Raw genomic sequence first — 14076 nt, 5'->3', positions numbered from 1 at the left:
CGTAGGGTGGAAAACCGCGAAGCGCTTTTTCACCATGAGCGGCTACGGTCGAACCGCAGTCCCATAGCGGCATAGGTGAGCCGTGCGCACCGTGGAGTTTGATCCCCGGCCAACGGTGGCTTGAACCTATAAAACGAAAAACCCGGCCAAGGCCGAAATGCTGTTCACTTAAGTAATGGACCCTTGGCCTCGGACAGGCCTACGGCCTGCATCGCCGCGAGGGCGCGCCTCCCACAGGGATGTGGTGGATGCCGCAAGCCCGTCGGGAACGGACGCGGCCTCCCACGGGGCTCGGCGGACAACTCCGCTTTTGTGGGAGGCCCGACCTCGGGGCGAGCTTGCCTAAGTGAAGGGCATTACGGCCAAGGCCGGGTTTTTCGCATGGCAGCAAGACTGCTTACTGCACTTCGACCGCCAGGCTTTCGGCGATCTTCTTGCTCCACACGGCCGGGCCGGTGATGTGCACCGACTCGCCGTTGGTGTCCACGGCGACGGTGACCGGCATGTCCTTGACCTCGAACTCGTAGATCGCCTCCATGCCCAGTTCCGGGAAGGCCAGCGTCTTCGAGCCCTTGATCGCCTGGGCGACCAGGTAGGCGGCGCCGCCGACGGCCATCAGGTACACCGCCTTGTTGTCCCTGATCGCCTCGATGGCGATCGGGCCGCGCTCGGACTTGCCGATCATGCCCAACAGGCCGGTCTGCTCAAGGATCTGCCGGGTGAACTTGTCCATCCGGGTGGCGGTAGTCGGGCCGGCCGGGCCGACCACTTCGTCGCCGACCGGGTCGACCGGGCCGACGTAGTAGATGAAACGGCCCTTGAGGTCCACCGGCAGCGGCTCGCCCTTGTTCAGCATGTCCACCATGCGCTTGTGCGCGGCGTCGCGGCCGGTGAGCATCTTGCCGTTGAGCAGCAGGGTCTCGCCCGGCTTCCAGCTCTGCACTTCTTCCGGCGTGACGGTGTCGAGGTCCACGCGGCGCGCGCTCGGGCCGGCTTCCCAGACGATTTCCGGGTAGGCGTCCAGCGGCGGCGCTTCCAGCGCGGCGGGGCCGGAGCCGTCGAGCACGAAGTGCGCGTGGCGGGTGGCGGCGCAGTTGGGGATCATGCACACCGGCAGGGAGGCGGCGTGGGTCGGGTAGTCCTTGATCTTGACGTCCAGCACGGTGGTCAGGCCGCCGAGGCCCTGGGCGCCGATGCCGAGCTGGTTGACCTTCTCGAAGATCTCCAGGCGCAGCTCTTCCAGGCGGTTCTGCGGGCCGCGGGCCTTCAGCTCGTGGATGTCGATCTCGTCCATCAGCGACTCCTTGGCCAGCACCGCGGCCTTCTCCGCGGTGCCGCCGATGCCGATGCCGAGCATGCCCGGCGGGCACCAGCCGGCGCCCATGGTCGGCACGGTCTTGAGCACCCAGTCGACGATGGAGTCGGACGGGTTGAGCATGGCCATCTTCGACTTGTTCTCGGAGCCGCCGCCCTTGGCCGCGACGTCCACTTCGACCTTGTCGCCGGGGACGATCGAGTAGTGGATGACCGCCGGGGTGTTGTCTTTCGTGTTCTTCCGGGAACCTGCCGGGTCGGCGAGGATCGAAGCGCGAAGCACGTTCTCCGGCAGGTTGTAGGCCCGGCGCACGCCCTCGTTGATCATGTCGTCGACGCTCATGGTGGCGCCGTCCCAGCGCACGTCCATCCCGACCTTGATGAAGACGGTGACGATGCCGGTGTCCTGGCAGATCGGGCGATGCCCGGTGGCGCACATGCGCGAGTTGATCAGGATCTGCGCCATGGCGTCGCGCGCGGCCGGCGACTCCTCACGCAGGTAGGCCTCGTGCATGGCCTGGATGAAGTCGACCGGGTGGTAGTAGGAAATGAATTGAAGGGCATCGGCGACGCTTTGAATCAGGTCGTCTTGCTTGATCTCGGTCATGCAGCGCGTCCTCTGTCGGGGCGGAATCGGGAGGCGCGTCGAGCCTGGTCGCTGGCGCGCTCTCCAGGAAAGGGCGCGGCAGTATAGCGCGGGGCGTCGAACGGCACACCCAGCGGCACGGAAGTCAGAATCGCAGGCTAGGTTTCCATGTACAGTGACGATACAGTGATGGCTCATGGCCATATAGAGACGGACCTCATGACCCCGACGCGTGCTTCAGGACATCGGGCAGCGCTCCAGCAGTTGGTGATGAAACGCTTCGGCATGGCGGCAGGCAGCTACGCGCTGGCCCTCCTGCTCACCTGGATCACGGTGCTCGGCGGCTTCTACCAGGCGCCCGTATCCATTGCATGGACCGGCGTGGTGCTGATCGTGGCCAGCCAGTTGGGGTTCCTCTACGTGTTCGCCACCGGCCTCAACCAACGCTTCGAAGACCCCAGCCTGACCGAGGCGCAGGTGCTGGTGGGGCTGCTTTGGCTCACCTTCTTCCTGTCCAGCCTCGGTAGCGTGCGCGGGTCCTTCATGGTCCTGTACATCCTCGTGCTGCTGTTCGCCGTGTTCCTGCGCCCGGCGGTCTTCGCCCGCTACGCCACGCTGGCCTTCCTCAGTTTCGTCGGCCTGAACCTGTGGGATTTCCAGCGGGGCCATCTGCTCAAGCCGGAGATCGCCTTCCTGCAGGCCTGCATCCTGCTGGTGACGCTGGTATGGATGTGCCTGTTCGTCGGCTACGTCTATCGTTTGCGCCAGCGCATGCGGCAGCGACGCATGGCGCTGCAGGCGCACCAGGAGACCCTGCGCGGGATGATGAACCAGCTGCAGAACCTGGCCTCGACCGACGGCCTGACCGGCCTGCACAACCGCCGCCACTTCATCGCCCAGGCGCATGCCGAGCTCAAGCGCCTGCGTCGCGGCCAGCAGAGCGGCCTGGCCCTGATCGACCTGGACAACTTCAAGCGCATCAACGACCTGCACGGCCACGCCGCCGGCGACAAGGTGCTGCAGGCGTTCGCCGGGATGGCTGGCACCTGCCTGCGGGAAACCGACCTGCTGGCGCGCTACGGTGGCGAGGAGTTCGTGCTGCTGCTGCCGGACACCGACCCCGAGCAGCTGGCGACCTGCTGCGAGCGCCTGCGCGAGGCCTTCGCCACCGCCGAGCCGGCGGATGCCGGAATCAGTCGCGGACAACTCAGCCTGTCGATCGGCATGACCCTGCTGCTGCCCGAAGACGACCTCGACCTCGCCCTGCAGCGCGCCGACCAGGCGCTGTATCGCGCCAAGCGTCTCGGCCGCAATCGCTGCGAGGCGGACTGGCTCGCGCCTCGTGCCTGAACTGCGTTGCGGCACCCGTGCCTGGCCGGTCGAGGCCGGCAGCAACCTGCTCGACGCCCTCAATGGCGCCGGCCTGGGCGTGCCCTACAGCTGCCGCGCCGGCCACTGCCAGGCCTGCCTGGTGCGCTGCACGGCGGGCGAGCCGCTGGACGCGCAGCCCGAGGCGCTGACCCCGGAGCGACGCGCGGCCGGCTGGCGGCTGGCCTGCCAGTGCCGGGTGGTCGACGACCTCGCCGTGGAGACCTTCGATCCGCTCCGTGACGGTGCGCCCGCGCGGGTCGCGCGGCTCGACTGGCCGGCGGGCAGGGTGCTGCGCCTGTGGCTCGAGCCCGAGCGCCCGCTGCGCTACCGGCCCGGGCAGCACCTGCTGCTCTGGACCGCGGCAGGCGTCGCGCGGCCCTATTCGCTGGCCAGCCTGCCCGGAGAGGAGCCATGGCTGGAATTTCACATCGACTGCTCGGCGCCTGGCGCTTTCAGCCAGGCCGCGCAGGCCTTGCAGGTGGGTGATGAACTGCGCCTCGGCGCGCTGGCCAGCGGCGCGCTGCGCTACGAGCCGGAATGGGCGGCACAACCGCTCTGGCTGCTGGCCGGCGGCACCGGCCTGGCGCCGCTCTGGGCCCTGCTGCGCCAGGCGCTGGCCGCCGGGCACCAGGGGCCGCTGCGTGTGCTGCACGCCAGCCGCGAGGCACATTACCTGAGCGAGCCGCTGCAGGCGCTGGCCGCCGCTCATGACAACCTGCAGGTCGAGCTGCTGCGGCGCGAGCAACTGGATGCGGCCCTGGCCGTGCCGCGGCTGCAGGCACGCCAGCTGCGCGCACTGGTGTGCGGGCCGCCGGCCTTCGTCGAGGCCTGCAGTCGTCGTCTGTACATGCAGGGGGTGCCGCGCGGGCAGATCCTGGCGGATGCGTTTCTCACACACGCCGAGGCGGGGCAGCGCTAGCGGCGATCGCCGCCGCAGGGAAGCCGGGATGCGGGGGCATCCCGGCCGGAACGCATCAGACCAGCGGGTCGCCGACGCGCAGGATCTTCATGGTGTTGGTGCCGCCGCTGGCGTCGTGATAGCTGTCGCCCTTGGTCAGCACCACCCAGTCGCCCGGTTGCACCACGTTGCGCTTGAGCAGTTCGTCCACCGCGGCCTGGCTGACCTTGTCCGCCGGCAGGGCGGCCGGGTCGAAGGGCACGGTCTGCACGCCGCGGAACAGCGACACGCGCGCCTGCGTCTCGGTATGCGGGGTGAAGGCGTAGATCGGCACCGAGGAGCGGATGCGCGACATGATCAGGGTGGTGTAGCCGCTCTCGGTCAGGCTGATGATCGCCTTCACGCCGGGGAAGTGGTTGGCGGTGTACATCGCCGCCAGCGCGGTGCTTTCGTCGCAGCGACTGAAGCTCTGCCCCAGGCGGTGGCCGGACTTGATGCTGGTCGGGTGCTTCTCGGCGCCGACGCACACGCGCGCCATGGCCTTGATCGCCTCGACTGGGTATTCGCCGGCGGCGCTTTCCGCGGAGAGCATCACCGCGTCGGTGTAGTCGAGCACCGCGTTGGCTACATCGGACACCTCGGCGCGAGTCGGCATCGGGCTGTGGATCATCGACTCCATCATCTGGGTCGCGGTGATCACCACCTTGTTGGCGCGTCGCGAGTGCAGGATGATCTTCTTCTGGATGCCGACCAGCTCGGCGTCGCCGATTTCCACGCCGAGGTCGCCGCGGGCGACCATCACGCCGTCGCTGGCGCGGATCAGGCCGTCCAGCGCCTCGTCGTCGGCCACCGCCTCGGCACGCTCGATCTTGGCGATCAGCCAGGCCTTGGAGCCGGCCTCGTCGCGCAGGCGGCGGGCCAGGTCCATGTCGGCGGCGTCGCGCGGGAAGGAGACGGCCAGGTAGTCGAGCTCGAGGTCGGCGGCCAGCTTGATGTCGGCCTTGTCCTTGGGCGTCAGCGCCGGCGCGGTGAGGCCGCCGCCACGGCGGTTGATGCCTTTGTGGTCGGACAGCGGGCCGCCGATCAGCACCGTGCAGTGAAGCTCGTCGGCGGTGGTGGCGTCGACGCGCATGACCACGCGGCCGTCGTCGAGCAGCAGTTCGTCGCCGACGCTGCAGTCCTTGACCAGGTCCGGATAGTCGATGCCGACCACTTCCTGGGTGCCGGCGTCGCGCGGGTGGGTGACCGAGAAGCGGAAGCTGTCGCCTTCCTTCAGCTCGATGCGCTTGTCGGTGAACTTGGCGATACGGATCTTCGGCCCCTGCAGGTCGCCGAGCAGGGCGACGAAGCGGCCGTGCCTGGCGGCGAGGTCGCGCACCAGCTGGGCGCGGGCGCGGTGCTCGTCCGGCGAGCCGTGGGAGAAGTTCAGGCGGGCGACGTCCAGCCCGGCGAGAATCATCTTTTCGAGCACGTCCGGCGAGCTGCTGGCCGGGCCGAGGGTGGCTACGATCTTGGTACGACGCGAGGTCATGCAGTGACTCCTTGATCTGACTGCCGCGAGGCTACTACGGGCCGAGGGTGTAGTCATGCTCCGCCACGACTACTCTTCGCGCCCGGCGAACATTTGCGCGCGGGGCTGTAGAAGCCGGCCGCGCGGTCGATACAGCGGCAGGAGGATTTCACATGCGTGTATCGATTCTGTTGTTTCTCGCCCTGGCGCTGGCCGGCTGCAGCAGCCGCACCGCGCTCGACCGCCACCTGGATGCGGCCTACGAACGCTACGACGCCGGCGACTGCGAGCGGACCCTGCTGGCACTGTCGCAGGCCGAGCGGCACAGCCGCACCCGCAGCCAGGTGCAGCCCGAGATCTCGCTGCTGCGCGGCCAGTGCCTGGAACGCCAGGGCCTGTACGTCGACGCGGCCCAGACCTACCTGTTCATCCAGTCGCGCTACCCGGCCAGCGAATACGCCTATCGCGCCCGCGCCAGGCTGCAGACGCTGGAGCAACTGGGGCATTATCGTGCCGACGAGCCGGCGGTTGCCCGTCCGGCTAAACCCTAGGGGCTGTTGCCATTTCGTATTTGGCGCGGCAACGCGGCTCGCGACGAAACGGCAACAGACCCTAGCGGCGGAATCCGGCCGTCAAGGAGCAACGGTGCGCACATGGATATTGCTGGCGAGCCTCTGGCCCGCCCTGGCCACGGCCGAGATCTATCGCTGGACCGACGAGCAGGGGCGGGTGCATTTTTCCGAGCGGGCGGCGGCCGGCGCCGAGCGGGTGGAGGTGCGCCCGCAGGTGGTCGAGCAGGACGCGGCCCGCCAGGCGCAGGCGTCCAGGTGGTTCGAGGCGCGCCGCGAGGAACGCCAGGCCCAGGCGCAGGCGGACGCCGAACAGCGGCAGCAACGGGCGCAGGAATGCGCGCAGCTGCGCCAGCGCCTGGAGTGGCTTTCGCAGGGCGGGCGGCATTTCCGTACCGACGCTTCCGGCGAGCGCCACTACTATTCCGAGGAACAGCTGCGCGCCGCGCGCCAGGGCCTCGCCGATCGGATGAACGGTAGCTGCGGCTGACTGGCCGGAACCTCCTCGGGCGGCCATACTCGGTAGTGGCTAGGGGACAGCACGATCATGGCAGAACAGCGTCGCATCGAACGGCACCAGTTGCCGTACTACCTCAAGGTCTTCAACCGGATCACCGACAAGCCACTGGGATTCATCGGCAACCTGTCGGAGAACGGTCTGATGCTCATCAGCCCTTACCCGATGATGGTCGATGCCGTGTTCAGCATGCGGCTGAAGATTCCCGGCCAGGAAGGCCGCCTGCATTGCATCGACTTCCAGGCGCGCTGCATGTGGTCGCGCGAGGACGTGACCCCCGGCAGTTTCGACTCGGGCTTCGCCATGGTCTCGCCGCCGCCCGACATCGCCGACATGTGCACCGCGCTGCAGCACTACTTCAGCTTTCAGCCGAAGATCGTCAACGGCGCCGGCGGGCGTTCGGAATCCTCCCACGTCGGGCGCTAGCCCGCTCGCTCAGAGCGCGCCGGCTTTCTTCATGTCCAGATAGCGGCTGACCAGTTCGGGGCCAAGCGCCTGCGGGCGACTGTCCAGGACCGGGATGCCGCTGCCGGCCAGGCGCTCGAACAGCGCCGTGCGGGCCTGCAGGTAATCCAGCGTGCCGCAGTAGGCCAGGGCGTCCTCGAAGTGCTCGACCGGCTGCTGGCGCAGGCGATCGAGCACTTCCTCGCGCAGGCTCGCCAGCAGCACGCGGTGGTGACGGGCGAGACGCTGCATGGCGCCCGCCAGTTCCTCGTCGTCCTCGTCGCGCAGGTTGCTGAGCACCACCACCAGCGCCCGGCGGCGCTGCCGCGCAAGCAGCTGCGTGACGGCTTCGGTGAAATCCGCCGGCTGGCGGGAACTGTCCAGGTCATAGACGGCATTGAGCAGCGCGCGCAACTGCCCCGGCCCCTTGCCGGGCGCCAGGTAGCGCGGCGCGGGCGTGGCGAAGGTCAGCAGGCCCACCGCGTCGCCCTGGCGCAGCGCGGCGTGGGCGAGCAGCAGGCAGGCGTTGAGGGCGTGGTCGAAGTGCGAGAGTGCGTCGTCCTGGCTGCGCATGCGCCGCCCGCAGTCGAGCAGGAACAGCACCTGCTGGTCGCGCTCGTCCTGGTACTCGCGGGCGATCGGCAGCCGCGCGCGGGCGGTGGCCTTCCAGTCGATCTGGCGCAGGCTGTCGCCTTCGCGGAATTCCCGCAGCTGGTGGAATTCCAGGCCGAGCCCGCGTCGCTGCCGCTGGCGCACACCGAGGCGGTCGAGCCAGGCGTCGAGCCCCTGCAGCCCGGCGCCGTACAGGCGCGCGAAGTCGGGATAGACCCGCGTCTGCCCGGGCAGCGCCAGCAGGCGGCGGCCGCGCCACAGGCCGAGCGGGCTGGGCAGCACCAGTTCGCAGCGTTCGAAGCGGAAATGCCCGCGCGAATGCGGCTGCAGGCGATAGCCGAGGCTCGCCCGCTCGCCGGGACGCAGCGTCACCGCCTGGGGCAGCTGTTCGACCGCCATGCCCGGCGGCGCATGGTCGTGCACCTGCACGATGACCGGCCGTGCGTAGGCGTGGCGCAGTTCCAGCCTGACCTCGGTGTTGCGGCCCAGCGGCAGGTGGCCGGGCAGGTGGCGGATCACCTGGGGGCTCGGCAGCCGGCGCAGGCGCAGGGCGTCGGCCAGGGCCACGGCCAGCAGCGCCAGCAGCAGGGCCCAGCCGAGGCTGCCGAGCACGCCCGGCAGGGCGATGCCGAACGCCGAGCAGACGCCGAGCGGCAGGCCCAGGGCGGCGACGCCCAGCAGCAGGCCGATCAGGCGGGGGGACGGGCTCATGGCCGGCGGCCCGCCGCGGCGTCCGGCCGGCTCACAGGCGGGGTGCCGGGAGCTGGTCGAGCAGTTGCAGCAGGGTCTGGTCGACGCTCCGCCCCTCGATCTCCAGCTCCGGCGCCAGCCGCACGCGGTGCCGAAGCACGGCCAGCGCGCCGCCCTTGACGTCGTCCGGCACCACGAAGTCGCCGCCGCGCAGCAGCGCCCGCGCCCGCGCGCAGCGGATCAGCGCGATGGACGCGCGCGGCCCGGCGCCGAGGGTCAGCCCCGGCCAGTCCCGGGTGGCGCGGACCAGCCGCACGGCGTAGTCGAGCACCTGGTCGTCCACCGGCAGGTCGCTGGCGGCCTGTTGCAGCATCGCCACGTCCTGCGGCTGCAGCAGGTTGCGCAGGGGCGTGACTTCGAGCATGTCGGCGCTGGCCGAGCGGGTCACCTGGCGCACCAGTTCTCGTTCGTCGTCCTGCTCCGGGTAGTCCATGCGCAGCATCAGCATGAAGCGGTCGAGCTCGGCTTCCGGCAGCGGGTAGGTGCCTTCCTGCTCGATGGGGTTCTGCGTGGCCAGCACCATGAAAGGCTGCGGTACCGGCAGCGCGCGGCCCTCGAGGGTGACCTGGCGCTCCTGCATGACCTCCAGCAGCGCCGCCTGGGTCTTGGCCGGTGCGCGGTTGATCTCGTCGGCCAGCAGCAGGTGGGTGAACACCGGGCCGCGGCGCAGTTTGAAGCGTTCGCTCTTGACGTCGTAGACGGCATGCCCGGTGAGGTCGCTCGGCATCAGGTCGGGGGTGAACTGGATGCGCGCGAATTCGCCGTCGAAGCAGCGCGCCAGGGCACGCACCAGCAGGGTCTTGCCGAGCCCCGGCACGCCTTCGAGCAGGACATGGCCGCCGGCGACCAGGGCCGTCAGCACGCCGTCGACCACCGCGCCCTGGCCGATCACCGCCTTGCGCAGTTCCTGGCGCAGTGCCTGGACCAGCTGGATCGCGCGCGGCCGCTGGGCGCCCGGCTCGGAGGGCACGGTTGTGCCTGTGGGTGGGTTCCTTTCGCTCATAGGGCGTTCCTGAGGGTTTGCAGTTGGGCGACCTGGCGGGTGAATTCCACCATGCCGAGCGGTTTGGCGCCGGGCGGGCGCATGGCCTGACCGACGGATGTGGCCGGCAAGCGGCTGAGCCGGGTCAGCGCCTCGAGCCGCGCATCGGCAGGCAGGCGCTCGAAGCCGGGGTGGTGCCGGCGCGCACACTGGGCGATGTCCCGTTGCAGGGTTTCGATCAGGCGCTGCTGCGCGCCGCGTCGGAACAGGAAATCGGCGCTGCCGCGCAGGTGTTCGAACAGCTGCCGGCGCGCCGCCGGCGCCGGCGGATGCACCGGCCCCCGGCGCTGGGCCAGGTGCCAGAGCAGCAGGAGCAGGGCCAGCGAGGCAGCGGCCAGCGCCTGCGGGAAGTGCTCGAGCAGCAGCGAGAGCAGGCTTTCGCGGTCGATTCGGTGCACCAGGCTGACCGCCGTGCCTCGGGTGAGGTAGCCGAGCAGCCAGGCGTGGTCGTAATCGCCGATCTGGTCGTTCCGCCAGATCCAGGCATCGGTCAGCACGGTGATCACGCCTTGCCCGTGCCTGAGCTGCAGCAGGTGGGTCGCGTTGGCGCTGTTGGCCCAGGCATGCGCGCGGCCGTTCGCGTCATAGAGGTGGAAGCCGGTATCGAAGGCGAGGTAGGCCGGCAACTGCTCGCCCTGCCGGTAAAAGCGGGCCAGCTCCGGATAGCGTTCGGGCTTGTTGGTGGCGTCTTCGGGCGGGCCGGCCGTATCGCCTTCGTCGCTGCTCTCGAACTGCTGGATGCCCAGTCGATCGAGCAGCAGGTCGCCGCTGTGGCCCTGGCGTTCGTCCCACAGCCGCTCGGCGACGAAGACCAGCCGGCCGCCGCGTCGCACCCAGTCGAGGACCTGCTCGGTGCGTGCCGGGCCGAGGCCGTCGCGTTCGCCGAGCAGCAGCAGTGTGTGGCCGTCGGCCTGCTCGGGCAGCAGCAGGTCGGGGTGGCGCTCGACGCTCGTCTGCAGGCCGGCGAGAAAGCGCTCCGCCGCGAGGTAGGGGTTCTGCCGCGCTTCCGGCGCCGGGCCGTGATCGACCTGCTGCTCGTAAGGCTGCAGCCGGCCGAGCAGGAACAGCAGCAGCCCGGCGAGGGTGGCCAGGGCGAGGAGGCCGAGCCAGAGGTCGCGCCTCATGCCTGCACGCCCCGGCCGAACAGCCGTGTCCATTCGCTGCAGAGCGGCTCGCGCAGGGCCGTCGGCGGCGCCCGGTGGCCGTAGGCGAGGTTTTGCCAGAGCGTGGTCAGCCGGCCGGCGAAGGCCTGCAGGTCCGGCTCCCGCAATTGCTCCAGGCGGCGCAGCACCTCGCCTTCGGTATCCGACGCGCGCAGCACCACCCGGCGCTGCCGCAGCAGTTCGCTGAGCATGCCGCGGTAGAGCAGGCCCAGGGCCGCGCGCGGGTCGCTGTCCCACAGCCGCGCCGCCTCGGCCGCCGGGTCGGCGGGCAGGCTCTCCGGCGCCAGCTCCAGGCCGAACAGCTGGGCTGGCGGCCGCCCGGCGGCGGGTGCCTGCGCCCGGCGGCGTAGACCGAAGGCCTGTAGCCAGGCGCGGTAGCGCCACAGCAGCCAGCCGACCGACAGCAGCAGCCCGGTCCAGAGCAGCACCTCCAGCGCGAGCGCGACGCCGTCGAGCGACTGCCACAGCCGGTGCAGCCTGCCCAGGCGTTCCAGCAGGCCGGAGCCGTCGTGCTCGTCCTCGGCAGCGGACTCCAGGCGCCAGCGGGTGACGGTCTCGCGGTTCTGAAAGGGCGGCTGTTGCAGCAGTTCGCCGATCCGCTCGCGTGCCTGCGCGCGGCTGAACGCGGGCGCCGCCGCGGACTCGGTGGCGAACGGCGGCTCGCTCTCGGCGGCCTGCAGCAGGCCCGTGCCGCCCGGGCCGGGCAGCAGCAGGCAGAGCGAAGCCAGCAGGATCGGCAGCGCCGCGGCCAGGCGGTCACGCAGGCGGCGGAAGCTCAGCTCGATGTCCCAGGCCTCCAGCTGCGTGCGGCGGTTGAGGTAGAGGCTGAACCCGCAGGCCACGTAGACCGGTTCCCAGACGATCAGCACCAGCACGTAGAGCAGGTTGGACAGGTGCTCGATCCACAGCCAGTCGCTGGTGAGGCCGAGCAGGTCCTGCCAGCTCCAGGCGAGTTCGACCTGCGCCGGCAGCATCAGGTACAGCAGGCCCAGCAGGCCAAGCCAGAGTGCCATCTCCAGGTGCATGCCGACGATCGTCAGCCAGCTGGCCGGGGCGCCGTCGCGTTGCAGCAGCAGCGCCAGCCGTTCGCGCCTGGCCTGGCCGGACAGCTTCTCCAGCTGCTGCACCGGCAGGGCGAAGCTGCGTACCGGGCTGAAGCGCCGCCAGAGCAGGCTCGGCAACAGCTGCGCCTTCAGCTCGCCCGGCAGCGCGCGCAGGCTCTGGCGCACGCCCGGCACCTCGCCGAACAGCGCGCGGGAGAGGATGAAGAGCGGCAGCCGTTCGTACAGCGGCTTGAGCCACCAGAACAGCAGGAATGCCAGCGACGGCTGGTCCCACAATACGAGCGTCAGCAGGCCGTACAGCGGCAGGGTCAGGGCCGCCCAGCTGGCCATCAGCACGCCGGCGTGACGGCGCGCCAGCAGCACGCCGAGGTCGCAGGCCTCCCAGGGCGGACGCGGGCGGATCGCCAGGCTGGCGTCACTCAGGCGCATGTCGCCTCCTGCCCGCCTGGCCGAAGTAGAGCGCGACCAGCAGCCAGAGCAGCCCGCCGACGGCGTATTTCACGCTGGCCGAGGTGTAGGTCATTGACGACCAGAAGGCCTCGACGAAGGCGGCGACGAGCAGCAGCAGGGTGGCGCCGCCGACCAGGCGGACGGCGATGGCCGCCGCCAGGCGCAGCGATTCCAGGCGGGGCAGCTGGCCGGGGCGCAGCAGGCCGGCGCCGAGCTTCAGGCCGGCCGCGCCGGCCAGGGTGATGGCGGTCAGCTCGAAGGCTCCATGGCCGATGACGAACGACCAGAACGGCTCATGGTAGCCGATCGCGGTGAGATGGCCGGCCACCGCGCCGATGGTCAGGCCGTTGAACAGCAGGTAGAAGATCGTCCCGGCGCCCAGTAGCAGGCCGCTGGCGAAGGTCTGGAAAGCGATGCCGATGTTGTTCATCACGTAGAAGCCGAACATCGCCCAGTCGTCCAGCGAACCACGTTCGGCGAAGCGCCCGAGGCGGCGGGCCTCCGGATCGTAGAGTCGCTCCATCTCGCCGATCTGCTCGGCCGGCAGCACGCTGTGCACCAGGTCCGGGAAGGCCAGTACCAGGCCGCCCATGCCCAGCAGGCTGCCATAGAAGAGCAGCGAGGCCAGCAGCACGCTGCGCCATTCGCGCCGCACCAGCTGCGGCAGGCCGGCCAGGAGAAAGCCGAGGAAATCCGCCGCCGGATGGCCGCGGTGACGGTAGAACTGCTGGTGGCCGCGCATGGCCAGCGTCTGCAGGCGGTCGACCAGGTGGCTGCTGTAGCCACGCGCCTGTGCCAGGGCGAGCTGCTGGCACAGGCGCCGATAGGCGGCCGGGAAGGCGGCGCTGGATTCGGGCTCGGCACGGTTGGCTTCCAGCGCCTCCAGGGTGACGGTGAAGGCCTGCCACTCCTGCGCATGGCGACGTTCGAACGACTGCTGCTTCATGCCTGCCCCAGCAGCCCGCGGGCGATGGCGTGGAGGCGGCGTTCGGCGAGGGCGGGCGGCGTACCCAGCGGGGCGGCGAGGATGCCGGCCAGCTCTTCGCGACGCGCGGCGGAGAGGCCGGCATGGCGCTCGCTGAAGGCGATCAGCGCACGCTGTTCGTCCAGCGTCAGGCGTACCGGGGCGGCCTCGGGCGCGACCTCCGGCAGCGCCGGAGGCGCCGCCGGCCGCTCGCGATGCACCACCAGGGTGCCCGCGGCGATGTCACCGAGACGCTTGAACGACGGATGGGCCAGGCAGCTGAGGGCGCCGAACAGATAGCCGAACGGCAGCAGATCGACGAAACGCAACAGGTTGCGCACCAGCGAGGCGCCCCAGCCGACCGGCGTGCCGTCGTCGTGAACCACGCGCAGGCCAAGCCACTGCTTGCCGGGTGTACGGCCCTGGTTGAGCACCTCGAACAGCACCATGTACCACCACTGCACGACGAACAGCAGGATCGCCCCGAAGCCCGCGCCGAACTGCCCGAGCATCGCCAGCAGGGAGCCCAGCACCAGCAGGATGGCGGCGCGCAGGACCAGGTCGATGGCGAAGGCGAGCGCCCGCGGCACCAGCCCCGCCGGCTTGAGCACCAGGTCGATGCCTTCCGGGGTCTCGACGCGGTGGCAGTTGTCGAGCAGGGCGAGGGGAGAGCGGGGCAAAGGCGTGCGTCCTGGCATCACGGGCATCGGGCGATGCTAAGCGCCGGCGACGCGGCGATCAATTCGCCGTCGGGCGGACATCGCAGGCAGTGCGCTGGTGCACAGTCGGCGTGCGATCGACGGTCGCCGAGGCGCGGTACAC

13 protein-coding genes are annotated in these 14076 nt (G+C 70.2%); 5 read left to right on the top strand and 8 right to left on the bottom strand.

Going from position 1 to position 14076, the window contains the following annotated elements; all coding sequences use genetic code 11:
* Positions 1 to 397 precede the first annotated feature (397 nt).
* On the bottom strand, positions 398 to 1921 hold the full coding sequence (locus tag H610_RS0116020; RefSeq protein ID WP_028240619.1) for a fumarate hydratase: 1524 nt from the start codon (positions 1919 to 1921) through the stop codon (positions 398 to 400).
* Positions 1922 to 2119: 198 nt separating this feature from the next.
* Between H610_RS0116020 and H610_RS0116015 the strand changes: the two genes are divergently transcribed.
* Both H610_RS0116015 and H610_RS0116010 read left to right on the top strand, forming a co-directional pair.
* Positions 2120 to 3250, top strand: a complete 1131-nt coding sequence (locus H610_RS0116015) for a GGDEF domain-containing protein (RefSeq protein WP_028240618.1) — start codon at positions 2120 to 2122, stop codon at positions 3248 to 3250.
* Positions 3243 to 4190, top strand: a complete 948-nt coding sequence (locus H610_RS0116010; RefSeq protein WP_028240617.1) for an iron-sulfur-binding ferredoxin reductase — start codon at positions 3243 to 3245, stop codon at positions 4188 to 4190. The genes H610_RS0116015 and H610_RS0116010 overlap by 8 nt, the downstream gene beginning before the upstream one ends.
* 55 nt (positions 4191 to 4245) lie before the next feature.
* Here H610_RS0116010 and pyk read toward each other — a convergent pair whose 3' ends face one another.
* On the bottom strand, positions 4246 to 5700 hold the full coding sequence (gene pyk, locus H610_RS0116005) for a pyruvate kinase (RefSeq protein WP_028240616.1): 1455 nt from the start codon (positions 5698 to 5700) through the stop codon (positions 4246 to 4248).
* A 152-nt stretch (positions 5701 to 5852) separates the two neighbouring features.
* On the opposite strand from pyk, the gene H610_RS0116000 reads away from it, so the two are divergent.
* From H610_RS0116000 to H610_RS24050, 3 genes are all read left to right on the top strand, one after another.
* Positions 5853 to 6230, top strand: a complete 378-nt coding sequence (locus H610_RS0116000; RefSeq protein WP_028240615.1) for a tetratricopeptide repeat protein — start codon at positions 5853 to 5855, stop codon at positions 6228 to 6230.
* A gap of 94 nt (positions 6231 to 6324) precedes the next feature.
* Positions 6325 to 6738: a DUF4124 domain-containing protein gene (locus H610_RS0115995; protein ID WP_028240614.1), complete on the top strand. Its 414-nt coding sequence runs from the start codon at positions 6325 to 6327 to the stop codon at positions 6736 to 6738.
* Between the two features lie 57 nt (positions 6739 to 6795).
* A complete protein-coding gene (locus H610_RS24050) occupies positions 6796 to 7191 on the top strand; it encodes a PilZ domain-containing protein (protein ID WP_051231805.1) in 396 nt (131 codons plus the stop codon).
* A gap of 9 nt (positions 7192 to 7200) precedes the next feature.
* Here H610_RS24050 and H610_RS0115985 read toward each other — a convergent pair whose 3' ends face one another.
* The 6 genes from H610_RS0115985 to H610_RS0115960 are packed head-to-tail and all read right to left on the bottom strand — an operon-like array spanning position 7201 to position 13952.
* Entirely contained in the window at positions 7201 to 8532 is a 1332-nt protein-coding gene (locus H610_RS0115985) for a DUF58 domain-containing protein (RefSeq protein WP_028240613.1), read from the bottom strand.
* Positions 8533 to 8563: 31 nt separating this feature from the next.
* Complete coding sequence (locus tag H610_RS0115980; RefSeq protein WP_028240612.1) at positions 8564 to 9574, bottom strand: AAA family ATPase; 1011 nt, start codon at positions 9572 to 9574, stop codon at positions 8564 to 8566.
* Positions 9571 to 10737, bottom strand: coding sequence for a DUF4350 domain-containing protein (locus tag H610_RS0115975; RefSeq protein ID WP_028240611.1), 1167 nt, complete (start codon positions 10735 to 10737; stop codon positions 9571 to 9573). Before H610_RS0115975 ends, H610_RS0115980 begins: the two co-directional genes overlap by 4 nt.
* A complete protein-coding gene (locus tag H610_RS0115970) occupies positions 10734 to 12269 on the bottom strand; it encodes a DUF4129 domain-containing protein (protein WP_028240610.1) in 1536 nt (511 codons plus the stop codon). The genes H610_RS0115975 and H610_RS0115970 overlap by 4 nt, the downstream gene beginning before the upstream one ends.
* Positions 12256 to 13236: a stage II sporulation protein M gene (locus tag H610_RS0115965; RefSeq protein WP_028240609.1), complete on the bottom strand. Its 981-nt coding sequence runs from the start codon at positions 13234 to 13236 to the stop codon at positions 12256 to 12258. Before H610_RS0115965 ends, H610_RS0115970 begins: the two co-directional genes overlap by 14 nt.
* The gene (locus H610_RS0115960; protein WP_051231803.1) at positions 13233 to 13952 is read right to left on the bottom strand and encodes an RDD family protein; all 720 of its coding nucleotides are present in this window, start codon (positions 13950 to 13952) and stop codon (positions 13233 to 13235) included. Before H610_RS0115960 ends, H610_RS0115965 begins: the two co-directional genes overlap by 4 nt.
* Positions 13953 to 14076: the final 124 nt, after the last annotated feature.

This window comes from Stutzerimonas azotifigens DSM 17556 (assembly GCF_000425625.1).
GTDB lineage: Bacteria > Pseudomonadota > Gammaproteobacteria > Pseudomonadales > Pseudomonadaceae > Stutzerimonas > Stutzerimonas azotifigens.
Note: the sequence above shows the minus strand (reverse complement) of the source record. Positions and strands in the feature narration are given on the sequence as shown.